The sequence below is a fragment of the Polaribacter sp. Z022 genome (assembly GCF_023555495.1).
In the GTDB taxonomy this organism is placed as follows: Bacteria; Bacteroidota; Bacteroidia; order Flavobacteriales; family Flavobacteriaceae; genus Polaribacter.
Map to the genome: position 1 here is coordinate 146,114 of NZ_JALCZO010000005.1, position 23,642 is coordinate 169,755.

The following is a 23,642-nucleotide window of genomic DNA, read 5'->3' on the forward strand; positions in this document are numbered from 1 at the left end:
CCTGATTATTTTTTGATTGGTAAGTTTAATGCGTTTTCTAATGTTGCTTTTTTAGCAATTACATTTAACATAGATTGAATGTAATTTTGTTGTTGAGAGTATAGTTGATTCTGTGCTTGTAGCAAATCAAAGCTAGAAGAAATTCCTTCAAAGAATTTAATTCTCTGTTTTTTTTCTATTCTTTCTGCTAAACCAACGTTTTTCTTTGCAGTGTTATAATTTTCGATACTAAGTTGGTATTCGCTTTTAGCTTTTCTGGCTAATAAATTTAACCTTTGTTTAGTTTCTTCTAATCTAAAATCTGCAGTTTCTAAGGCTATTTTTGCTTGTTTAGTTTTTGAAGCTCTACCAAAACTACTAAATATAGGAATGTTTAAACTAACACCTAGAAGTGATGAGTTGTACCAATTTTGATCGCTTTTTAAAAATGAAAAAGTATCAGAATTAGCTTGTGCTCCATAATTTACAAAAGCGCTTAAACTTGGTAAAGCCTTACTTTGTTCTAATCTCATTAAAAGGCGTTTAGATTCTCTGTCGTTTTCTGCTATTTTAAAATCTATATGGTTAGAGTAGTTAAAAGTTTCAGAAACTAAGCCTAAATTTATATTGCTTTCTGCAAGAGAATCTAAAGAGTCTGTTAGTATTATTTTAGTTTCAATTGGTGTTCCTAAAGAAATGTTTAGCATTTGATATGCAATAACTTTCATTCTTAAAACACTGTTTAATTGATTTTTTAAGTTACCTAAAGTAATCTCTAACTGCTCAATATCTTCTTCTTCATTAAAACCATTCTCGTAGATTTTTTTTGCATCATTTAAATTTTTCTTAAGAACCTTAATGTTTTTTTCTAAAATGACAATGCTGTTTTCTGTTACTAAAACATTTCCATAAGCATTTATTACTGCTTCTCTAGTTTGTAACTCAGTCTTTTCATTAGCCTGTTTAGAAATTTTAAGAAACGTTCTAGAGGCTTGTAAACCTACTAAGTAAGATCCATCAAATAATAATTGTCTTAAAGTTACAGAAGCATTAATGTTTTGTTTGGTTCCAAAAGTTAATGGCAAAAAGCCTTCTGGTACAGAAGGGGTACTAGATGCTGTTAGTCCAAAATAATCTTCAACAGTTTCTACAACAGCACTTGTGTTGTCAAAAGCAGCTGCAGGAAGAAGAGAAACAGGTTGTTTTAAAAAGTTTTGATAATCTACGGCTGCACTAATTTGAGGCAAACCAGTAGAGGTTGTTTCCCAAACTTTTTCTTCAGCAGATTTTATATCGTTTTTAGATGCTTTTGTATTATAGCTATTTTCAATAGCAAATTTTATAGCTTCATTTAAAGATAGTTTTTTGGGTTTTTCTTGTGCGTTAGTTATTAAGAAAAAACAGGTACTTAAGCATACCAAAATTATTTTTTTCATGAGGTTTGTTTATTTCAGTTTTAATTGGTTTTCTAATTCTTCAACTCCTTTAGGGGTTGCAATAGCTCTTATGTGATATTCTAATACTTTATATTCTAAGTTAATTAATGTTTGCATATTTTTTTCTGCAATGTCTGTTTCATAAATTTCAAAGATTAGGGTAAAATAAAATTTAGAGATTAAATTATTATTAATGTTTTCTCTATATAAACCCTGTAGTTTTCCTTTTGTTAAATTATCTAGATTACACTCTTCAAAAGTGCAAACTTCTCTTTCCATTAATTTCTCAAAAATCTGAGGGTAATATTTTTTTAGTTGAAACATTGGAGAAGTTTTTGCGTTCTTAAACATGTCTTTAAAAATTGCTTTTACAGCAAATTCTTCTTCAATTGCATTTAGGTTTTTGTTCTTTACCCTTAAAATTTCTTCGTCAATTTTAATTTGAAATTCTTCAATAACAGCTTCTACAAGTTTAACTTTATTAGAAAAGTATTTGTAAATAGTTTTTTTTGATACTCCCATTTCTGTGGCAATATCATCCATTGTAACACTTTTAAAGCCTAAGCTTAAAAACATGTCTCCTGCTTTTTGTAAAATTTTATTTCTCATAATTCGGGTGCAAATATACAAATGGAAACTTAAGAAACAATAAAAGTTTCCAAAGTTTTAAATATTTTTAACATTTGTTTTTAAAAGAGAAATTTCTTTACATTATTTTTACAAAAAATTAGAGATTTGGATATTTTACATTATCAAGCAGACTTTATCAATTATTTAGATTCTAAAGAGTGGGTTAGAGAGCCTAAAAACTTATATGAACCAATTGATTATATTATAAAATTAGGAGGAAAAAGAATACGACCTATTTTAACGTTAATGGGAGCAGATATTTTTTCTGGAGAATATAAAAACGCATTACCAGCTGCTTTAGCTGTAGAGGTGTTTCATAATTTTACTTTAATTCATGATGATATTATGGATGATGCTCCTTTAAGAAGGGGTAAAGTAACTGTTCATGAAAAATGGGATGTGAATACAGGGATACTTTCTGGAGATGCTATGTTAATTTTAGCATATCAATATTTTGAAAATTATGAGCCTAAAATATTTCAAAAATTAGCTCAAATTTTTAGTAAAACTGCATTAGAAGTTTGTGATGGTCAGCAATTAGATGTAGATTTTGAAACAAGAAATGATGTTACTATTGAAGAGTATATTAATATGATTCGATTAAAAACATCTGTATTGGTAGCAGCTGCATTAAAAATGGGTGCTATCGTAGCTGAAGCTTCAGATGAAGATGCAGATTTAATTTATGATTTTGGATTAAACTTAGGATTAGCATTTCAATTACAAGATGATTTTTTAGATGCATTTGGTAATCCAGAAACTTTTGGAAAACAAATAGGAGGGGATATTATAGAAAATAAAAAAACCTTTCTTTATTTAAAATCATTAGAAGTGGCAAATGAAGTTGATAGAGATAAATTATTGTATTTTTTCAGTCATAAACTAGAAGATAATTCAACTAAAATAACAGAAGTAACAAGGATATTTGAATTAAATGACATCCCTTTATTAATAAAAGAAGAAATTAAAAATTATACTGATAAGGCTTTCAGTACATTATCTTCAATGAATATTTCTGAAGAAAGTAAACAAGGGTTAAAAAAATTCGGACTTTGGTTAATGAATAGAAGTGTGTAAATATTTTTTTAAAAAAATGTATTAATAATATAAAAATATACAGTACATTTGCAGCCAAATAATTGGTCCCATAGCTCAGTTGGTTAGAGCATCTGACTCATAATCAGAGGGTCCTTGGTTCGAGCCCAAGTGGGACCACTTTTATTTAAATGTTTGTTTACTATATAAATTCTTATATTTGCAATGTAAATAGACATAAAATAGTTTCAAAATTTTAATCTGGGGGGATAAAAATGAAAGAAAAAAAATATTTAGCATTAATAATAATGCTTGCATTTACTTGTGTAGTTAGTGGTCAAATTGTACCACCACCTGCACCTCCTCCACCTCCACCTGGTTTACCTATAAATGGAGGTTTAATTTTTCTAATAATTTCAGGTATTTTTTACGGTGTAAAGAAGGTTAGAGATTAGTTAATCTACTTACGTATTTACCTATAACATCAAACTCTAAATTTACTATATCTCCTTTTTTAATGTATTTAAACGTTGTGTTTTCTATTGTGTAAGGAATAATTGCAACACTAAACTCGTTTTGTTTAGAGTTTACAACTGTTAAACTAACTCCACTTACTGTTATAGAGCCTTTTTCTATAGTGATGTTTTTATTTTTAGGGTCGTAATTAAAAGTAAAAATAGTGCTTCCGTTTTCTTTTTTAATATTTACACAAGTAGCAGTTTGATCTACATGGCCTTGAACAATATGTCCATCTAACCTGTCACCCAATTTCATGCCTCTTTCAAGGTTTACAAAATCAGACTTAGATAAACTACCAATATTGGTTTTGTCTAAAGTTTCTTTAATTGCAGTTACAGTATATTCATCATTATTAATGTCTACAACCGTTAAGCAAACTCCATTATGAGCAACACTTTGGTCTATTTTTAATTCATGGGTAAAATTACTCTTTATAGTTAAGTGTATGTTATCTTGGTCTTTAATAAGGTTTGTAATTGAGCCAAGTGTTTCTATAATTCCGGTAAACATATCTGTAAAATTTAGTTACTTTTGTATTATTCAAAAATAGGAATAATAGAAGAGTAAGTATGGATAAATCTGATAAAATTATAGTTGGTATTTCAATAGGAGATTTAAATGGTATAGGTTTAGAGGTTGTTCTAAAAACTTTTCAAGATAAAAGAATGTTAGATTTTTGTACTCCTTTACTTTTTGGAAGTACAAAAGTTGTTTCTTTTCATAAAAAAGCTTTAAAATTAGATACACAGGTTCATGGAATCACCTCTTTAAACCAAATAAACCATAATAAGGTTAATGTTTTAAATATTTGGAAAGAAGAAGTAGCTATAGAATTTGGAAAAGCTACAGAAATATCTGGAAAATATGCAGCAAAATCTTTAGAAACAGCTGTTAAATTTTTAAAAGAAAAAAAGATTAATATTTTACTAACTGCACCTATTAATAAAGAAACAATTCAGTCAGAAAATTTTAAATTCCCTGGTCATACAGAGTATTTAGAAGCTAATTTAGATGGAAAAAGTTTAATGATTTTAATGACAGAAGAATTAAGAATAGGTTTAATTACTGGGCACATTCCTATATCTAAAGTATCTGAAGCAATTACTCCAGAATTGATTCTAGAAAAGGTGAATACGATGTATACTTCGTTGGTTGAAGATTTTGGTATAAATAAACCAAAAGTTGCTGTGTTATCTTTAAATCCCCATTGTGGAGATAAAGGTGTTATTGGGGTAGAAGATGATGAAATAATAAGTCCTACTATAGAAGAAATAAAAAAATCAGGAAAATTAGTATTTGGTCCATATGCTGCAGATGGTTTTTTTGGTTCAGAAACATACAAGCAGTTTGATGGTGTTTTAGCAACTTATCATGATCAAGGTTTAGCTCCATTTAAAGCATTATCTTTTGGAAATGGTGTAAATTATACTGCAGGTTTAAGTGAAATTAGAACATCTCCAGATCATGGAACAGGTTTTGATATTGCTGGAAAAAATAAGGCAAACCCTTCGTCATTTAAGGAAGCATTATTTACTGCTATTCAAGTTTTTAAAACAAAAAAGGAATATAAAGAGCTTTCTAAAAATACTCTTTTAGTAAAGTAAAAAACTTTTTAAAGAAAAGATTGTAAAATAATATTTTTTTATATCTTTGCACGCTCAATTGATGTTTGGTAATGAAATACTTAAAGAAATTCAACATACAGTTTGTAGGATTAAAAGAAGGAACTCATTTATTTGAATATGAGATTGATAATAAGTTCTTTGAAGCCTTTAATTATGATGAATTTGAAAACTCATCAATTAAAGTATCGTTAAACTTTATTAAAAAAAGTACTTTGTTCGAGTTGGTTTTTACCACAGAAGGTTATGTAGAAATTCCTTGTGATTTAACAAATGAACTTTATAATCAAGATATTCAAGCAGTTTTACCTTTAGTGGTGAATTTTGGACCAGAGTTTAATGATGATAATGAGGAAATTTTAATTTTACCTCATGAAGCTTATGAATTTAATGTTGCTCAATTTATTTATGAAATGATAGTTTTATCAGTTCCAAATAAAAGAATTCATCCTCAAGTTATAAATGGAACAATGAATTCTAAAGCCTATGATAAATTAAAAGAATTAGAAATAAAAGAAGTAAAAACTGTTGAAGAAACAGACCCAAGGTGGGATAAATTAAAGAATTTAATAACAGAAAAAAAGACATAAAATGGCACATCCTAAAAGAAAGATATCTAAAACTAGAAGAGATAAAAGGAGAACGCACTATAAAGCAGCATCTCAACAAATAGCGACAGATCCTACAACAGGAGAAGCGCATTTATATCACAGAGCTCACTGGCATGAAGGTAAATTATACTACAGAGGTCAAGTAGTATTAGAATCTGCAGCAGCTGAAGCATAGTAGAAATCAAAAGTTATTTAAAAACCCTCATTAATTGAGGGTTTTTTTGCGTTTTTTAAGTAAAAGTTGTCTCATTTGATAGTTTTTACTCATAAAAGTGTAATAAATTTTATTACTTTTGATTTTCCTAACCATAAGGAAAATAATAAAAATTATGACAAAAATTACTGCAGCAATTACAGCTGTTGGGAAATATGTTCCTGAATACGTTTTAACAAATAAAGAGTTAGAAACCCTTGTGGATACTAATGATGACTGGATTACAAGTAGAACTGGTATCAAAGAAAGAAGGATATTAAAAGGTGAAGGTTTAGGTACTTCATATATGGCTATAAAAGCAGCAGAAGAATTGTTGCAAAAGTCAAATATCAACCCAGAAGAAATAGATTTAGTAATTGTTGGAACGGCTACTCCAGATTTACCTGTAGCATCAACTGCAGCATATGTAGCCTCAGAAATAGGAGCTGTAAATGCTTTTGGATATGATTTGCAAGCTGCATGTTCTAGTTTTTTATACGGAATGTCTACTGCAGCTAGTTATATAGAATCTGGTAGGTACAAAAAAGTATTATTAATAGGAGCAGATAAAATGTCTTCTATTATAGATTATAAAGATAGAGCAACTTGTATTATTTTTGGTGATGGAGCAGGAGCTGCATTATTTGAACCAAATAATGAAGGATTAGGATTACAAGACGAATTTTTAAGAAGTGATGGTGTTGGAAGAGATTTCTTAAGAATAGAAGCAGGTGGTTCTTTAATGCCTACAACTCAACAAACGCTAGATGAGAACAAACATTACGTTTACCAAGAAGGAAAAACTGTATTTAAATATGCAGTTTCTAATATGGCAGATGTTGCAGCAAAAATGTTAACTAGAAATAATCTTACAGAAAAAGATATTCAATGGTTAGTAGCTCATCAAGCAAATAAAAGAATTATAGAGGCAACTGCTAAAAGAGTAGGGGTTTCTGCAGAAAAAGTAATGATGAATATCCATAAATATGGAAATACAACATCTGCAACTTTACCACTTTTATTAGCAGACTATGAAAGTCAATTAAAAAAAGGAGATAATTTAATTTTTGCCGCATTTGGTGGTGGTTTCACATGGGGAGCCGCTTATATTAAATGGGCTTACAATTCATAAATAAACAACTAAACATTAAGAAGTATGGATATTAAAGAAATTCAAAATCTTATAAAATTTGTAGCAAAATCTGGCGCAAGCGAGGTAAAGTTAGAAATGGAAGATGTGAAAATTACTATTAGAACAGGTTCTGGAAAAACAGAAACTACTATAGTTCAGGCTGCTCAAATGGCACCAATGCCTCAAGTTGCTGCTCCAATAGCACAACAACCAGTAGCTGCAGTTGAAGCTTCAGCACCAAAGTCTGAAAGTGATGATTCTAAATATATAACTGTAAAATCTCCTATTATTGGAACTTTTTACAGAAAACCAGCTCCAGATAAACCAAACTTTGTAGATGTTGGTTCTGAAATTGCTGTTGGAGACACAGTGTGTGTTATTGAAGCAATGAAGTTATTTAACGAAATAGAATCTGAAGTTTCAGGTAAAATTGTTAAAGTGTTAGTTGATGATTCTTCTCCAGTAGAATTTGATCAACCATTATTTTTAGTAGACCCATCTTAATTTTAGATCATTAGATTTAAAGGTTTTTAGGTAATTATCTATAAATCAGTAATCAAATTGTCTAACTAATCTAAACTTTAAAAAGATGTTTAAAAAAATATTAATTGCCAATAGAGGTGAAATAGCATTACGTGTTATTAGAACCTGTAGAGAAATGGGCATAAAAACTGTTGCTGTTTATTCTAAAGCAGATGAAGAAAGCTTACATGTAAGATTTGCAGATGAAGCAGTTTGTATTGGTCCAGCTCCAAGTTCAGAATCATATTTAAAGATGTCTAACATTATTGCAGCTGCAGAAATTACAAATGCAGATGCAATTCATCCAGGTTATGGTTTTTTATCTGAAAACGCCAAATTTTCTAGATTATGTGAAGAGCATAATATAAAATTTATTGGAGCAACAGGAGATATGATTGACCAAATGGGAGATAAGGCTAATGCAAAATCTACAATGATTGCTGCAGGTGTGCCATGTGTTCCAGGAAGTGAAGGTGTAATTGAAGATTTTGAAACTTGCCAAAAATTAGCTGTAGAAACAGGTTACCCAGTAATGTTAAAAGCTTCTGCAGGTGGTGGAGGTAAAGGTATGCGTGCTGTTTGGAAATCAGAAGATTTAAAAGAGGCATGGGATTCTGCAAGACAAGAATCTAAAGCAGCTTTTGGTAACGACGATATGTATATGGAAAAGCTTATTGAAGAGCCAAGACATATTGAAATACAAATTGTTGGAGATTCATTTGGAAAAGCTTGCCATTTATCTGAAAGAGATTGTTCTGTTCAAAGACGTCATCAAAAATTAACAGAAGAAACTCCTTCTCCTTTTATGACTGATGATTTAAGAAATAGAATGGGAGAAGCTGCTGTAAAAGCTTCAGAATTTATAAAATATGAAGGTGCAGGAACTGTAGAGTTTTTAGTAGATAAGCATAGAAACTTCTATTTTATGGAGATGAATACTCGTATTCAGGTAGAGCACCCAATTACAGAAGAAGTTGTTAATTACGATTTAATTAGAGAGCAAATTTTAGTAGCTGCAGGTGTGCCAATTTCTGGTAAAAATTATTTTCCACAAATGCACTCTATAGAATGTAGAATTAATGCAGAAGATCCTCATAATAATTTTAGACCAGCTCCAGGAAAAATTACAACTTTTCATGCTCCAGGAGGTCATGGTGTTAGAATAGATACCCATGTGTATGCAGGATATATGATTCCGCCAAATTATGATTCTATGATTGCTAAGTTAATTACTACTGCTCAAACAAGAGAAGAAGCAATTAATAAAATGAAAAGAGCTTTAGATGAGTTTGTAATTGAAGGTATTAAAACTACAATTCCTTTTCATAGACAGTTAATGGATCATCCAGATTATGTAGCAGGAAACTATACTACTAAATTTATGGAAGATTTCGAAATGAAATAGAAAACTAAAATTTAGTTTAAAATTTATATTAAAATAGAGAATACAATATGTATTCTCTATTTTTTTTATATTTATAGTTAAATAATTATACATGAAAATTGACGGAATTGACAAGAAAATTATTAGAAGTTTAGTAAAAGATGCAAGAACACCAATATTAAGTATTGCAAGAGATATAGGTATTTCTGGTGCTGCAATCCATCAGCGCTTAAGAAAATTAGAAAAATCTGACTTAATAGATGGTTATTATATGAAAATTAACTCTAAATCTTTAGGTTATACTACTACAGCTTTTGTTGGGATTCATTTAGAAACATCGTCAGTTTTATCTTCTGTAATAAAAAGGTTAAAAGAGGTGTTAGAAGTTGTAGAATGTCATTATACTACAGGTAATTATTCGCTTTTAGTAAAAGTATTTTGTAAAGATGATTTGTCTTTAATGAAGTTGTTAGATGAAAAAATAAAGGTAATAAAAGGAGTTAAAAAGTTTGAAACTTTTGTTTCTTTAAATCAACAAATTGATAGGCAATTACATATATAAGAAATATTTTAACAAAGCTTATATACCATTTAACGAGGCTTTTAAACAAATAAACTAACAAATATTTTTTTTAAATTTTATTGTTTCATTTTTACAATGTAATAATTTGTAAATATTTAAAAAGATGAAATCCCTCTCTATCTTACTTATTGATGATGATGAAATAGAAAGAATGAAATTTAAAAAAGTTTGTACTGATATTAGTTTTTCTTGTTCAATAGTAGAAGCAGTAAATGGAAGGCAAGCTTTGAATTTTTTAAATAAAATAGAAAATAAATTTAATATTATCATTTTAGATTTGCATATGCCTAAGATGAATGGATTAGAATTATTAAAAGAGTTAAAATCTAAAATTGAATTTAAAAACATTCCTATTATCATTATGTCTAATTCTGAAGATGATAGAGAACTTAAGAAATGTTACGATTATGGTATTTCTGGATATTTTACAAAGCCAGCACAATACTCTAAATACTCAAAAAAAGTAAAGTCATTATTAAAATATTGGAAACGTAATGAGCTTATTAAATAATATTTTACTTTATTTTAAGGAATTAAAAATTAATATGGAACAACCTAATTTAAATTATATTAAAGAACTTTCGGGAGGAGATCTTGAGTTTGAAAAAAGTATAATAAGTGTTTTAAAAAAAGAATTTCCTATAGAATATTCTCTTTTTAATGAAAATTTTGAAAATAAAAATTACACTGAAGCAGCTAATAATGTTCACAAAATAAAGCATAAAATTAGTATTTTAGGTTTTAAAAAGGGACTAGAATTAACATCTACTTTTGAAAAAGATTTAAAAAAACAAGACATAAAATTATATCCAGATTTTGTAAAAATTCTAAATAAAATTCATGTATATTTAAAGGTTGAATAATACCTCTATAATAATATGAATAGTATAATTATTGATGACGATGAAACTGCAAGATTAATTATAAAGCAGTTATGTGGTGTTTCTGAGCAAGTTTCTGTGAAAGAGGAATTTAGTTCTGCAATAGAAGCTATAAAATATTTGAATTCTAATGAAGTAGATTTAATATTTTTAGATATTCATATGCCTTCATTTTCTGGGTTTGATTTTATTCAAACACTTAAATCTCCGCCTAAAATTATTCTAACAACTTCAGATAAAAACTTTGCATTACAAGATTTTGAATACGAATGTGTAATAGATTATTTAGTAAAACCAATTACAAAAGATAGGTGTTTGATAAATCATTGTTAAAACTTTCTCATTTAGAAGAAGCTAATGTAGCTGTTAAAGAAGATTTCCCAACTAAAAATGTTAAATTTATCTATGTTAGTGTAGATAGAAGACTAGTTAAAATTAATATTCCAGATATTTATTTTGTTGAAGCAAAAGGAGATTATATTAGTATAAAAACAGAAAAGAAAAACTACATAGTACATTCTACATTAAAGAAAATAGAAGATAAATTACCTTCATCTTTATTTCTTAGAATACATAGATCATTTATTATTAATACTTCACAAATTATAGATATTGAAGATAATAGTGTTTTAATTAAAAAGAGTGTAATACCAATTAGTAGATCTAATAAGAGTGAATTAATGAAAAGATTAAATCTGCTTTAATTCATTTAACGACGTTTCATTGTCACTCGCCGATATTTAGTACTCATCAATCGAAAATCCAATTCTAAAGTTTAAATCCATACTATATTTGTAGTGTAATTATGTTATTGTTAATACATAGTTTTGGGTTTAATTAAAGTAAGCAATCATAAGTTGGGGGATTTATAGATTGATATAAAAAGAGCTGATTCTCATCAGCTCTTTTTTTGTGCTCTAAACTTTAAGTATGTAAACAAAAAAAACCGTAACAATTAATTGTTACGGTTTTTGTACTGAAGATGGGACTTGAACCCATACGAGCATTACTGCTCACTGGATTTTAAGTCCAGCGTGTCTACCAATTCCACCACTTCAGCATTGGTATGTTTATAGTATAGAGCGAAAGACGGGATTTGAACCCGCGACCCTCACCTTGGCAAGGTGATGCTCTACCCCTGAGCTACTTTCGCAGTCATTATTTTTTATAGAACTTAGTGTTTATCCTCCTACATTTCTTAAGAGCGGTGCAAATATAATACGTTTTATGGTTACTGCAAATGTTTTTGTGTTTTTTTTTGAAAAAAAGTAATTTTTTTTTCAAAACGATGAACTTCTTCTTTTAAAGTGAATTTATTTCAAATTAATTTATGTAATTTCAATTTAATTATACAATTTTACATTCCTTTAAGTATTATAAATTATTTAAAATAATTTGTTCCTTTTTATATAAGTATGGTAAATAAATATTATTCTTTCTTTTTGTTATTTGCAGTTTTAATTTCTAGTGTAAAAGCACAAGAAAATGAATTTGCAAATGTTAAAAAAATTACAATTTCTGATGGGTTAGCTCATAATGGAGTAACTTCAGTTTTAAAAGATAGTAATGGGTTTTTATGGGTTGGTACTTATGAAGGGATTAATAAATATGATGGTTATAAACTAACAACATTTAAAAATAATATTGATCAAGATATTCTTACAAGTAATAGAGTAAGAGCAATTTCTGAAGATAATAAGAAAAACTTATGGATTGGTACAGATGAAGGTTTAACAGTTTATAAATCATCTGAAGAAAAGTTTGAAAAAATTTATGCTAATAGTTTAATAGGAAAAAATAATAATGGACCCATTATTAGAAAGATTTATATAAATAAGAAAAACGACAAAATATTTTGTTTAACACAAGGAGATGGTGTTTTTCTTTTTGATGAAAATTATAAACTTTTAAATCAATTTATACCTTTAATAAATGATTCTGAAGAACTAATATTTTTAGATGTAATAGAATTAGAAAACGGGAATTTAATATTTGCTACTTCAAATGGTTTATACTTATTTAATACTCTTAAAAATAGTTTTCAGCAAATTTTATCACAAAAAGTTAATTACTCAAATGCTATTATTGGTATTAGTGAATCTTTATTTTTAATAAACCTACAATTTGGTGTTGGAGTATTATGTTATGATTCAAACAACAATAAATTTAGCCTTACCAATAAAATATTATTAGAAAATCAATTTAATAATTTATGTATTGATGATAATGAAGATTTATGGTTAGGAACTTTAAATAAAGGAGTAGTAAAAATAAACAATGTAAAATCTTTAATTGCATGTAATAATGTAAAAGAATTACAAAAAAAATATTTTAATGATGATGTAGATAGACTTAGAATAAGTAGTATTTTTTCTTCAAATAATAATATTTGGATTGGTTCTTTTAACGAAGGATTATATCAATTTAATATTAAAGAAAACCCATTTAAAAAGTATCGTATAGAAATGGGTTATAAAAACGGAATTGCTTCAAACAGTATTACTCATATATCTGCTCTAGATGATAAAAGAGTGTTTCTTACTGCAACCTTTGGAGGTATAGCATTATTTAATACAGAATTAGAAGAGTTTGAAGAGTTACCTTTTAATATTTCTAAAAGGTATTTACTAAATGTTTCATCAGTTTTTGTAGATTCTAAAAAAAATACTTGGATTAAAATAACTGGGGTAGGTTTTTTTAGAGTAAAAAAGGGTGAAACAAGATTAGAAAAAATTGATAGTAAATATTTTGAAGCTACAAAGGCTTTACCATTTAGATCTTACACTGAAGATAAATATGGTAATATTTGGATTGGTTGCTCACAAGATGTTTTTAAATTAAGTATAGATAAATTTAATGATGTTATAAAATTAGAATCCTTAAATGAAAACCCATATTTTATTTCAAATAAAATTACTTTGGCTAGATATGTATATTCAGATCCTTTAAAAGATTTTATATGGATTGGGGCAGATTCTGATGGATTATTTAGATTAGATAATAAAAAAGATACTGATTTAAATAAAATAAAAATTTCTCAATTTCTAAATGACAAAAAAAATAAAAAATCATTATCAAGCAATTTTGTAACTTCTGTTCTAAGATTACCTAATGAAGAACTTTGGGTTGGAACAGAAAGTGGAGGTATTTGTAAAGTAGAAGAAAAAGAAGATAAATTAGAATTTATACCCTATACAGAAAAAGAAGGTCTTTCTAATAATGTTGTAAAAAGTATAAATTATGATAACGAAAATAGTTTATGGATTTCTACAAATATTGGATTAAATAAATTTGATTTAAAAAGTAAGGTTTTTAGAAGATTTAATTTAGTTGATGGTTTACCTTTTGAAGATTTTTGGTTTACATCCGAAAAATTAAAAAATGGAACATTCTTATTCTCTGGGTTAGATGGTTTGTGTTATTTTAATCCAGAAAAAATTACGAGTAATGAAGCTTTACCTAATGTTTTATTAGAAAATTTTAAATTATATAATAAAAAAATATATCCAGGAGATACAATAAACAATAGGGTAATTTTAAATAAAAGTTTGTTTGAGTTAAATGAAATAAATTTAAACCATGATGAAAATGTATTTTCTTTTGATATTGCTAGTTTGCATTTTTCTAACCCAAAAAATCATCTAATAAAATACAAATTATCTCCAATAAATAAAGATTGGGTAGAAACATCTTCAAATAATAATACAATTAACTACAGTGGTTTACAAGCAGGAAATTATGAATTAAGTTTTATGGCTTCTAATTCTTTAAATGAATGGACTGCTCCTAAAAAAATATCAATAACTATAATTCCTCCTTTTTGGAAAACAAATACAGCATATTTTTTATACCTATTGGCAATCATTTTGATTCTTTATTTGGTAATATCTACAATTACAAAAATTCAATCTTTAAATCATAAAGTAGTTATAGAAAAATTAGAAAAAGACACTGTAAAAGATTTAAATGAATCTAAGTTAAGGTTCTTTTCAAATATATCTCATGAAATTAAAACTCCTATAACCCTTATAAATGGCCCTGTAGAAGTATTGTTAGATAGGTATAAAAATAACTTTGATGTTTCAGAAAAACTTGGGTTAGTAAAACGTCAAACAAAAAAAATAAGACAATTAGTAGAGCAAGTTCATGATTTTAGAAGAGCAGAAGCAAACCTTCTAAAAATGAATTATTCTAGATTTAATTTTAACGAATTTATACAAGAATTAGCAAATGATTTTATGTTTTTGGCAAGTAAAGATCAAAAGAAATTTGAACTTATTGCAAAAGATAAAAACATTATAGTTTCTGCAGATAAAGATAAAATTGAGAAAATTTGTAATAACTTAATTAACAATGCTTTTAAATATACAAAAGCAGAAGACACAATAAAGATTGAGTTTAGTAGTGATGAAAAAGACTTATATGTATCTGTAACAGATACAGGAATGGGAATAGATGAAGTAGATTTAGAACATGTGTTTGAAAGATTTTATCAATCAGAATCTACTCAAAAAGAGCATATAGCAGGTTCTGGTATTGGTTTGGCTTTTTCTAAGAAGCTAGTAGAAATGCATTATGGTTATATTAATGTAAGCAGTAAAGTAAATGAAGGAACAACTATAGGGTTTCAGTTGCCAATAGTTAAGCAACAAGTAGAAGAAGATGAAATTTTTGATAAAAAAACGATAGAACTTCCAAAGGAAAAAGAAATTGTAGTAGACAAACAGTTTTTACAAGAAGAAGCTCTAACTACAATTGATGTAAGTGGCGAGTTTTCTGATGCTTTAGTTTTTTATGCAGAAGACAATTTAGAAATGCGAACTTATGTCTCAGGTATTTTATCCAAATATTTTAGAGTAAAAGTATTTAGAGATGGTCAAGAATGTTTAGATGCCTTAGAAAATGATTGGCCAGATATTGTAATAAGTGATGTTCAAATGCCTCATTTAGATGGTTTAGATTTATGTATTGCAATTAAATCAGATTTAAAAACAAGTCATATTCCAGTAATACTTTTAACAGGTTTAACAAATATAGAAGATCATGTAAGAGGTATTAGAGATGGTGCAGATGCTTATATTAAAAAACCTTTTAATGTTCAACGTTTAATAACAAATACAGAAGCTTTATTAAATAACAGAAAACAATTAAGAGAAAGGTACCAAGTAGGTATACCATTAACTAAAGAAAATAATAAAAATAATAGAAATGATAATGCTTTCTTAGAAAAGCTATATAGTATTATGGAAGAAAATCTAGACAATCAAGATTTTGATATTAATACATTAGCAAAAGAATTATATTTAAACAGAACTCATTTTTATCAAAAAGTAAAAGTACTTACCAATCAAACTCCTTTTGAGTTGATTAAAATGTATAGACTTAAAAAAGCAGCACAGTTTCTAGTGCAAAAAAAACTATCTGTAAACGAAGTTTTTCTTATGACTGGTTTTAAAAGCAGAACTCATTTTACCAAAATATTTAAGGAAAAATACAATGTTTCTCCAAGTAAATATGCTTCTGAAAGTGAAAAGAATTTTTCATAAAAATTCTATTTAATATTATTAAAGCGTTACTAATTAGTTAGTAACGCTTTTTTTTTATTTCTGTTGATATTTACTAAAAACAACAATGTATTTATTTTTAGATACAAAAAAACTTAACATGTTTAGTTAATTTGAAAACAAATAATTAAACAACAGCTTATTATGATAAAAAATTTACTTAGAAAAAACGTTTTTTTACTATTGGTTTTTTGTGCTTTTGCATTAAATGCTCAAACATATACCTTTAGTTCGGGTCTAGAAGGGTGGAGTTCTGCCTATGGTTCAGCAGATCCTGTATCTCATTCAACAACAGAAGGTGTAAATGGAGATGGGGCTCTAGTTTTAACTAGAGTTAATAATAATTCTAACTTTGGTTTAAATCCTGCAGGTATAGATGCTAGTACTAAAAAATTCATAAAAATAAGATTTAAGAATGAAACCAATGGTACACAATTAAGAGTACAAGGAGCTCAACCAGCAGACAATTCAGATTTAAAAATTCCGAATACGATATTTAACATTACTCCAAACTCTTCAGAGTATGTAACAATGTATTTAGATATGAGTGCAGTTACTAATTGGGATAATACAATTGATAACTTCGATGTTTTAATTAGAGCAAATTACGCAGATGGAGAAGGTAATTTTTATTTAGATGAAATTGAATTTCAAAATTCTGCACCAGCTAAAACTTATTCAGAATTTATTCTAAACCCAAGTTTTGATGGTCCTACTGGGGTATCTCATTTAAGTGGTAATGTTACTTTTGCTACTAGATCTATTACTTCTACAGTATTTCATGATGGTACACAAAGTTTAAAAAAGGAGTATACTGCAAATCCTGATAAACCTTTTTGGACTTTTACTAGTTATGAAAAAAAATATACTACTAAGTTTCCTGCAAATTCTGATATTCAAATTAAAATGTGGGTAAAATCTAACAGAACAACTCCTTATTCAGTGTCATCTAGAGTAAAAACTACAGATGGTGGTGTAGATACTGCAACAAAACCAATTGCATCTGTTACTACAACAAATACTTCTGGTGATTGGGAAGAATTAACTTTCGATTTAAAAAATGTAGAAGAGTTTGATGGAATTTTATTTTGGTTTGCTTTAGATCATATAGATGGAGCTGCTACCAATTTAGTTGCAGGAGATATTGTTTATTTTGATCAAATGACAGCAACCATAACAGCAGCAACAGCAAATTTAGAGTCTAATATTTTACAAGGTGTATCTGTATACCCTAATCCAGCTAACGATATTTTAAATATAAAAAGCCCTATAAATAGTGAAATTAGTTTGTTTAATATTTTAGGAGCAAAAGTAAAGTCTGCAAAAAACAATTCAGATATTTTGCAGTTATCAGTTTCAGATTTACCAAGAGGAGTTTATATGTTAAAAATATTTTCTGAGAACAAATCTAAAACCACAAAAGTTGTAATTAAATAAATCAATACAACAGTTTTAACAATCAAGTTTCATGCTAAGTTGAAACTTGATTGTTAAAAATAAGGAATATAAGTAAAGTATTATACTGTACATTATTATTTATAAATATAAAGAAGTATGTCTTTTGCTTTTTTTGAGAAATAATTTAAAATCAAGTGTAAAATATTAATATAGTACACATAGGAGGTAATTTAGTGTACTTACAAGGTAATATTTAAGAAATAAAAACTAAACTTCTTGTTTAGTTTTACCAAAAACAATTAACTAAATATTTAATTTAACAATTATGAAAAAACGAATACTTAAAAAATCATTCATGTTACTTGCAGTCTTAGGACTTGTAAGTTTTAATATGAATGGACAAGAAACTTTTAGTACTAGTGATCTAGGAGGTTGGAGTGTTGCTTATGGAGCTGCAGGACCTGTTACTCATAGTCAAACAGAAGGAGTTAAAGGAGATGGGGCTTTAGTTTTAACAAGAGATAGTAATAACTCCAATTTTGGATTAGGAACTTCTGCCGGAATTGATGCAGATACATATAAGTATATAAAAATAAGATACAAAAATGAAACTCTTGGAACGGATATAAGAGTTCAAGGAAGTAAAGACGCAGCAAATACTGTTCAACTTTCTCATACAATTTATACTATAGCTGCAGGAACTCCTGGTAATGGAGTTTGGAAAACTGCATTTATAGATATGTCATCTACAACAAATTGGAATGGGACAGTAAATAATTTAGATATTTTAATTAGAAGAAATTATGCAGCAGGAGAAGGTAACTTTTATGTTGATGAAATAGAATTTGTTACTTCTGATAAGAATTATTCAGAATTTGTACAAAGCCCAAGTTTTGAAGATGGTTCAGGTACAGCTATTTTTAGTGATACTGCTTCTCAACCTGTTGATTTAGAGATTGAAGCTTCAGCAAATGCTAAAGATGGTATTAATAATCTTAAATTAACTTGGACAGGAGATGCTACAGCTGGTTATTTTATTTTTAGTTCTTTTCAAAAAACATATGGAGGTGTAGATTTTCCAGTTGGTACAATTCTACAAGTAAAGATGTGGGTAAAAAAGAATACAGCCAACAGTATCAATATTATTTCAAGAATAAAAACAGAAGAATTAGATGGTGCTACTAGTCAAAATAAAACAGCTACGCAAAATACTTCTACAGCAGTAAATACTTGGGAACAACTTACTTTTGATATTCCAATTACGGCAGCATCAGATGCATTTACTAACTGGATAGGTATTGGGTATGATGCTGGAGGAGGTACTTCTAATTTAACAAATGGAGATATTATTCAAATAGATAAAATTACTTCTGCTGTTTTTCCAGTATCAGCATCTACAACACCTGGTAATTGGGCAACTGGAGGAACTTGGGGAGGTGCAGTTCCAAATCAAGGAGATAAAAAAACAATTAATAATAATATTGATGTTAATTCTGCGGTTGTTTCAGATGGACCTATAGAAGTTACTACAGGTAATACATTAACAATTAAAGCAGGAAATTCTCTTACATTAAATTCAGATATTCAAATTGATGGAACATTAAATTTAGAACATGGAGCTCAATTAATAGTTAAAGGTAATTCAGCAGGAAATGCTAGTTTTGTTCGTACTTTACCAGCTGCAAATGGTGGAGACGCTACTTTAGATGGCTGGTTTTCTATGTCTCCTCCTTTTTCTGGTGCGTCTATAAATAATGCATGGGCAACCTCTAATGGTTTAGCAACTAGTGCAAGTAATAATAGAGGATTAGCAACATATGTAGAAAACGGAGATAGTTGGGCTTATTTAAAAAATGATGATACTAATGTAGCAGCTTTAGGTTCTACTTTTCAAGCAGGTAAAGGGTATATTATAAAACAATCTACTGCAGGAGATATAACTTTTACAGGAACAATTAATTCTAGTGAAGATGGAGTTGAAGTTGCTGTTACTAAAGATGGTAATGGTTTTAATTTATTAGGAAGCCCTTATTCTGCTTTAGTAAATAGTGGTCAATTTATTACAGATAACACAACTAAATTGGCTTCTCAAGAAGTTTGGATATGGAATGATGATGGTAATACGTATAATTCTAAACCAACTGCTATGAATTTTAAATTAGCACCAGGTCAAGCTTTCTTTGTACAAGTTAATGCTGCTGGTTCACTTAAGTTTGAGCAAAGTAACCAAGAAATTGGAGGTGATACATTTCAAAAAAGTTCTGAAAGAAAAATTACTTTAAATGTTACTGATGGGGCTAATAAAAGGTATGCAGAAGTATATTATTTTGATAATGCAACTAAAGGATTTGATAGTGGTTATGAAGGTAAAGTTTTTAAAGGAACTTCTCAAAAGTTATCAATTTATACTCAAATGTTAGAAGGAGACCTAAATGAATCTTATCAAGTGCAATCATTTCCAAATTCAGATTTTGAAACGAATATAATTCCTGTTGGGTTAAAAGCTGAAGCAGGTAAGGAAGTTACAATTACTGCAGAAGCATTAAATATTCCTTCAGGATTAAATGTTTATTTAGAAGATAGAGTGGCAAGTACTTTTACACGTTTAGATGAGGTAAATAGTGAGTATAAAATTACTTTAACAGAAGCAATTAATGGAGTTGGAAGATTTTATTTACATACAAGATCATCTGCTTTAAGTGTTGATGATAGTGTTAAGTTAAATGGAGTAAGTATATTTAAGTTAAGTGCATCTACTTTAAGAGTAGCAGGTTTACCAAATGGTAAAGCATCTGTTTCTTTATTTAATGTTCTGGGAAAACAAGTTTTAACTAATAAATTCGAAGCTAATGGTGCAAAAGATATTCTTTTACCAAAATTAGCAGCAGGTGTTTATTTTGTAAATGTAGAAACTGTTTCAGGTAAAATAAGTAAGAAAATAATTTTAGAGTAATAACGAGAAAAATTTAGATATAATGAAAGATTCAATAAAAAATAAAGAAGATAAAACACAAGACATTTCTCGTAAAGAAGCTATCAAGAAGATTGGTAATTACGGAAAATATGCAGCTTTAACTGCTTTGGGTACTTATATGATTTTAAATCCTCAAAAAGCGCAAGCTCAAAGTCCAGAAGCACCAGGAGAAGGGTTTTAATAATAAATTAAATAAATTTAAAAAGCGTCACATTTTTGTGGCGCTTTTTTTGTTTCATAAAACTTAGTTTTACTTTAACGTACGTTAAATATATTTACAGATACAATTTGAAATATTAAAATCACGAAATTTATATCAAGAATAAAAAAATACTAAAATGAATCATTTTTTTAAACAATATACGCTTGTAATTTTTATCGCATTAATAAGTTTTAATTGTTCTTCAAAGAAAACAAGTGTTGTAAAAGATACTAAAGCCATAGTAAGTATAGATACAGATTTAACAATATTAAAAGTAAGAACAGCTGTGTCTAATGGAAATTCTTTTATTGTTGCAAATAGTTATGAGGGCACATTAATTGGATTGTCTAATAAAGGAAAAATTCTTTGGAAAAACACATTGTCTGGTTTTATAAATCATGATGTATATATTAGAGATATAGACAATGATGGTTCAGATGAAATTTTAACAGCAAATGCAGATGGTAGTATTTATTGTTTAAATTCTAAAGGAGATTTACAGTGGAGTTTTAAAAAAAATGATGCACCAATGTTTGCTGTTTCTGCAATTAAAAAAGGAAATAATACTTATGTTGTAGCTGGTGGTTTTGATAATTCTATTTATTATTTAAGTGCAAATGGAAAATTTGTAAAAAAAATCAACTCTAAACCCTATTCAAAAGAAAGACTTCGAGAATTTCGTGGTAAAAAAATACCAAAAGAAAATGTTAGCATGTCAAATTTTATCAGAACAATTAAAAATCCTGATGGAAAAGAAACCTTAGTGGTTTTAGGAACAAACAACCATATGCAAACAGTTGGTACCTTGTATTTTTTTAACCCTTTAGAAATTAAGCCTTTTAAAAGTAAAAAAATAACTAAAGGAAAATCTTTTAAAGGCAAGTTAAGAATTAGGCCAATTGGCGATTTTAAACTAGTTGATTTTGATAATGATGGTTACCAAGAAATTGTACTAGGAGCTTCTGCACATGTAAATGATATGTTGGTTACAACATATAACACTAAAAGTGGTAAATTTTTATCCGATAAAATTTCAAAAATTTCTTTTGGATACGATATTGCTCACACAGAGGTTGTATTTCAAAAAGGAAAAAACACTTATTTTACAAGAGTGGGTAGCAAAATTCATTTGTATCAACCAGGAGAATCAAATAAAAGTATAGAAAGAATTGTAGGTAAATATGCGTATAATGATATATGTAAAATACCTAACTCAAATAAAGTAATTTTAGCAAGTAGTCAGAGTGGAGGTAGTGCAATCCATATTATTGACTTAGATAATTCTAACTGGAAAAATAGTTTTAAAAATTTAGTTCCTAAAGGAAAAATAACGACTATAATAAAAAATACAAATAAGATTAAAAACAATCTAAAAAAATATACAAAACCTGTTGTTGAAAACCAATCTCAAAAAGTGTATTTGATGACAGAAAAAATACCATCAAATTTAGTAAGTCTTAAAGAAAAATTGTTCAAAGAGTACCAAAATCCATATTTTTTTAATTCTTTAAATATGCGAAATGTTGAAAATTGGGATAGGTCTAATGTTCCAAATGAAAAATATAAAAAATCTAGAGATCGAAGAAAAAGATACACATTAACAAGTGATGAATCATACAATCAAATAACAAAAAAATTAGAAGGAACTTCTGGAGTAGCATATTGGGCAGGTCATGGAAATGATCCTTATATGTTTCATATTAATACTACAAAAAGAGTTATTGATAAAGCCAATAGCGAAAATAAAAAAACTGTTTTGATTTATCCAGAAATGGAAGATCATACAGAAAATGCAAAGTATTTGGTAAATGATTTAGTATATCCATTAGCAGAATATGCAAAAAATAAAAATGCTAATATCTTTTTAAGAAACAAACACAATGCTTGGTTGGGTACTTGTTATTTAGAGCAGTGGGATAGATTAATGTCTGGAGAATTTGCAGATGTTTTTGTGCCTTCTATGGAAGAAACTACAGACAAATCTATGGAATTAAGTTTGGCAGGACGTTTAGGTTTATGGTCTAGTGGAGTTGTAAATTCTTGGGGAACAAGAGCTGTTCCAGATAATACATCTTTTGATAGATCTAGACAATTGGGTTACCAAAGATTACCAAATCACTTTTTAAGAATGTTAATTTTTCATACATCTTATGGAGCCCAATTCATTAACAATTTTTCAATAGACCAACAGTATATGAGTATTTATTGGGAGTTGATTGGAAAAGGAGCTTTATATGTGCCTAAAAGGAATGAAATTTTAAGTTTTTCTCCAATTCATCTAAGTATGAAAGATCCAGATCATCATTTTATAGATGATGGTTCTAATGTAAAATGGAGCGTTTTTTATGATGAAAAGTTTGAAAAAGAAAACCCTTTTGTGTTGAGTAGATTAAATGGTTCTTGGCCTGGAGCCCCAGTAACAGAATGGGATTTTTCTAGATATGCAGCAGGTGTAAAAGATAGAAGACTAAATTTTTTAGCACCTTATAAAAATGGATTGGTTTTAATAACACCAACACAAGAAGGCGTTTTTGCACAGAAAAATGTAGTAAGAAAAAAACTAATAGATAATTTACATCCTTTTTATAAAAACATCTTAAAAGAATATATTACTGATGGTAGAAATTATTATTCTGCAGACGGTAAGCAAACTTTTAAAGCAGATAAATACTACAAAGTAATTGAAAAAGAGATTAAAGAAAGTTCTAAAAAATTACCAATTACAGTTTCTGGAGATGTTGCTTGGGTAGTTGCTCAAACTGCACCAAAACACCTTAGGTTAACTATTATAGATAATGGATATATAAACCCAGAAAAAAGTACTGCTATTGTAAATTTTAATAATATTAAGATTAAAAAAATTGTAGATATTTTAAATAAAGAAGAGTTTAAAAAACAAAGTTCTTCAGTAAAAATAAATATTCCTTTAGGTGCTTTCCGTTTTATAGATATTGAACTAGAAGAGGCCTTGTAATAA

At 28.0% G+C, this 23,642-nt stretch carries 19 protein-coding genes, 3 tRNA genes and 1 pseudogene; 18 read left to right on the plus strand and 5 right to left on the minus strand.

The window, feature by feature from the left end:
- Nucleotides 1-5: 5 nt before the first annotated feature.
- Nucleotides 6-1,415, minus strand: a complete 1,410-nt coding sequence (locus MPF13_RS12425) for a TolC family protein (RefSeq protein ID WP_249982951.1) — start codon at nt 1,413-1,415, stop codon at nt 6-8.
- Nucleotides 1,416-1,424: 9 nt separating this feature from the next.
- On the minus strand, nt 1,425-2,024 hold the full coding sequence (locus MPF13_RS12430) for a TetR/AcrR family transcriptional regulator (protein ID WP_249982952.1): 600 nt from the start codon (nt 2,022-2,024) through the stop codon (nt 1,425-1,427).
- A gap of 126 nt (nt 2,025-2,150) precedes the next feature.
- On the opposite strand from MPF13_RS12430, the gene MPF13_RS12435 reads away from it, so the two are divergent.
- The 3 genes from MPF13_RS12435 to MPF13_RS12445 all read left to right on the plus strand — a co-directional run bounded on the left by MPF13_RS12435 (nt 2,151) and on the right by MPF13_RS12445 (nt 3,535).
- The gene (locus MPF13_RS12435) at nt 2,151-3,122 is read left to right on the plus strand and encodes a polyprenyl synthetase family protein (protein WP_249982954.1); all 972 of its coding nucleotides are present in this window, start codon (nt 2,151-2,153) and stop codon (nt 3,120-3,122) included.
- Nucleotides 3,123-3,186: 64 nt separating this feature from the next.
- Nucleotides 3,187-3,260 (plus strand) — tRNA-Ile (locus MPF13_RS12440).
- Nucleotides 3,261-3,355: 95 nt separating this feature from the next.
- Nucleotides 3,356-3,535 carry an Fjoh_0651 family PID-CTERM protein gene (locus tag MPF13_RS12445; protein ID WP_249982956.1) on the plus strand — a complete coding sequence of 60 codons (180 nt, stop codon included), beginning with the start codon at nt 3,356-3,358 and terminating at the stop codon, nt 3,533-3,535.
- On the opposite strand, the gene MPF13_RS12450 is transcribed toward MPF13_RS12445, so the two are convergent.
- Nucleotides 3,525-4,109, minus strand: coding sequence for a riboflavin synthase (locus MPF13_RS12450; protein WP_249982958.1), 585 nt, complete (start codon nt 4,107-4,109; stop codon nt 3,525-3,527). The genes MPF13_RS12445 and MPF13_RS12450 overlap by 11 nt on opposite strands.
- 59 nt (nt 4,110-4,168) lie before the next feature.
- On the opposite strand from MPF13_RS12450, the gene pdxA reads away from it, so the two are divergent.
- The 10 genes and pseudogenes from pdxA (at nt 4,169) to MPF13_RS12500 (ending at nt 11,231) form a co-directional block, all read left to right on the plus strand.
- Nucleotides 4,169-5,203: a 4-hydroxythreonine-4-phosphate dehydrogenase PdxA gene (gene pdxA / locus MPF13_RS12455; RefSeq protein ID WP_249982959.1), complete on the plus strand. Its 1,035-nt coding sequence runs from the start codon at nt 4,169-4,171 to the stop codon at nt 5,201-5,203.
- Between the two features lie 71 nt (nt 5,204-5,274).
- Nucleotides 5,275-5,811: a YceD family protein gene (locus tag MPF13_RS12460; protein WP_249982961.1), complete on the plus strand. Its 537-nt coding sequence runs from the start codon at nt 5,275-5,277 to the stop codon at nt 5,809-5,811.
- 1 nt (nt 5,812) lies between these two features.
- Nucleotides 5,813-6,007, plus strand: a complete 195-nt coding sequence (rpmF, locus tag MPF13_RS12465; protein ID WP_036826951.1) for a 50S ribosomal protein L32 — start codon at nt 5,813-5,815, stop codon at nt 6,005-6,007.
- 154 nt (nt 6,008-6,161) lie between these two features.
- Entirely contained in the window at nt 6,162-7,157 is a 996-nt protein-coding gene (locus MPF13_RS12470) for a beta-ketoacyl-ACP synthase III (RefSeq protein ID WP_249982963.1), read from the plus strand.
- A gap of 24 nt (nt 7,158-7,181) precedes the next feature.
- Nucleotides 7,182-7,661 carry an acetyl-CoA carboxylase biotin carboxyl carrier protein gene (gene accB, locus MPF13_RS12475; protein ID WP_249982965.1) on the plus strand — a complete coding sequence of 160 codons (480 nt, stop codon included), beginning with the start codon at nt 7,182-7,184 and terminating at the stop codon, nt 7,659-7,661.
- An 85-nt stretch (nt 7,662-7,746) separates the two neighbouring features.
- Nucleotides 7,747-9,084, plus strand: a complete 1,338-nt coding sequence (gene accC / locus MPF13_RS12480; protein ID WP_249982967.1) for an acetyl-CoA carboxylase biotin carboxylase subunit — start codon at nt 7,747-7,749, stop codon at nt 9,082-9,084.
- A gap of 91 nt (nt 9,085-9,175) precedes the next feature.
- Nucleotides 9,176-9,625: an Lrp/AsnC family transcriptional regulator gene (locus MPF13_RS12485; RefSeq protein WP_249982969.1), complete on the plus strand. Its 450-nt coding sequence runs from the start codon at nt 9,176-9,178 to the stop codon at nt 9,623-9,625.
- Between the two features lie 124 nt (nt 9,626-9,749).
- Nucleotides 9,750-10,157, plus strand: a complete 408-nt coding sequence (locus MPF13_RS12490) for a response regulator (protein WP_249982971.1) — start codon at nt 9,750-9,752, stop codon at nt 10,155-10,157.
- Between the two features lie 34 nt (nt 10,158-10,191).
- A complete protein-coding gene (locus MPF13_RS12495) occupies nt 10,192-10,509 on the plus strand; it encodes an Hpt domain-containing protein (RefSeq protein WP_249982973.1) in 318 nt (105 codons plus the stop codon).
- A 15-nt stretch (nt 10,510-10,524) separates the two neighbouring features.
- Nucleotides 10,525-11,231 (plus strand): annotated as a pseudogene (locus MPF13_RS12500) (LytR/AlgR family response regulator transcription factor).
- Nucleotides 11,232-11,501: 270 nt separating this feature from the next.
- Here the strand turns inward: MPF13_RS12500 and MPF13_RS12505 are convergent.
- Nucleotides 11,502-11,587, minus strand: a tRNA-Leu gene (locus MPF13_RS12505).
- 21 nt (nt 11,588-11,608) lie between these two features.
- A tRNA-Gly gene (locus tag MPF13_RS12510) sits at nt 11,609-11,680 on the minus strand.
- 262 nt (nt 11,681-11,942) lie between these two features.
- Here MPF13_RS12510 and MPF13_RS12515 point away from each other — a divergent pair.
- The 5 genes from MPF13_RS12515 to MPF13_RS12535 all read left to right on the plus strand — a co-directional run bounded on the left by MPF13_RS12515 (nt 11,943) and on the right by MPF13_RS12535 (nt 23,639).
- Nucleotides 11,943-16,073 (plus strand): hybrid sensor histidine kinase/response regulator transcription factor, encoded by a 4,131-nt coding sequence (locus MPF13_RS12515; RefSeq protein ID WP_249982975.1) that lies wholly within the window; start codon nt 11,943-11,945, stop codon nt 16,071-16,073.
- 162 nt (nt 16,074-16,235) lie between these two features.
- Nucleotides 16,236-17,528, plus strand: a complete 1,293-nt coding sequence (locus MPF13_RS12520; protein WP_249982977.1) for a T9SS type A sorting domain-containing protein — start codon at nt 16,236-16,238, stop codon at nt 17,526-17,528.
- 286 nt (nt 17,529-17,814) lie between these two features.
- Nucleotides 17,815-20,442, plus strand: a complete 2,628-nt coding sequence (locus tag MPF13_RS12525) for a T9SS type A sorting domain-containing protein (protein WP_249982979.1) — start codon at nt 17,815-17,817, stop codon at nt 20,440-20,442.
- Nucleotides 20,443-20,464: 22 nt separating this feature from the next.
- On the plus strand, nt 20,465-20,644 hold the full coding sequence (locus tag MPF13_RS12530) for a hypothetical protein (protein ID WP_249982981.1): 180 nt from the start codon (nt 20,465-20,467) through the stop codon (nt 20,642-20,644).
- A 157-nt stretch (nt 20,645-20,801) separates the two neighbouring features.
- The gene (locus tag MPF13_RS12535) at nt 20,802-23,639 is read left to right on the plus strand and encodes an outer membrane protein assembly factor BamB family protein (RefSeq protein ID WP_249982983.1); all 2,838 of its coding nucleotides are present in this window, start codon (nt 20,802-20,804) and stop codon (nt 23,637-23,639) included.
- Nucleotides 23,640-23,642: the final 3 nt, after the last annotated feature.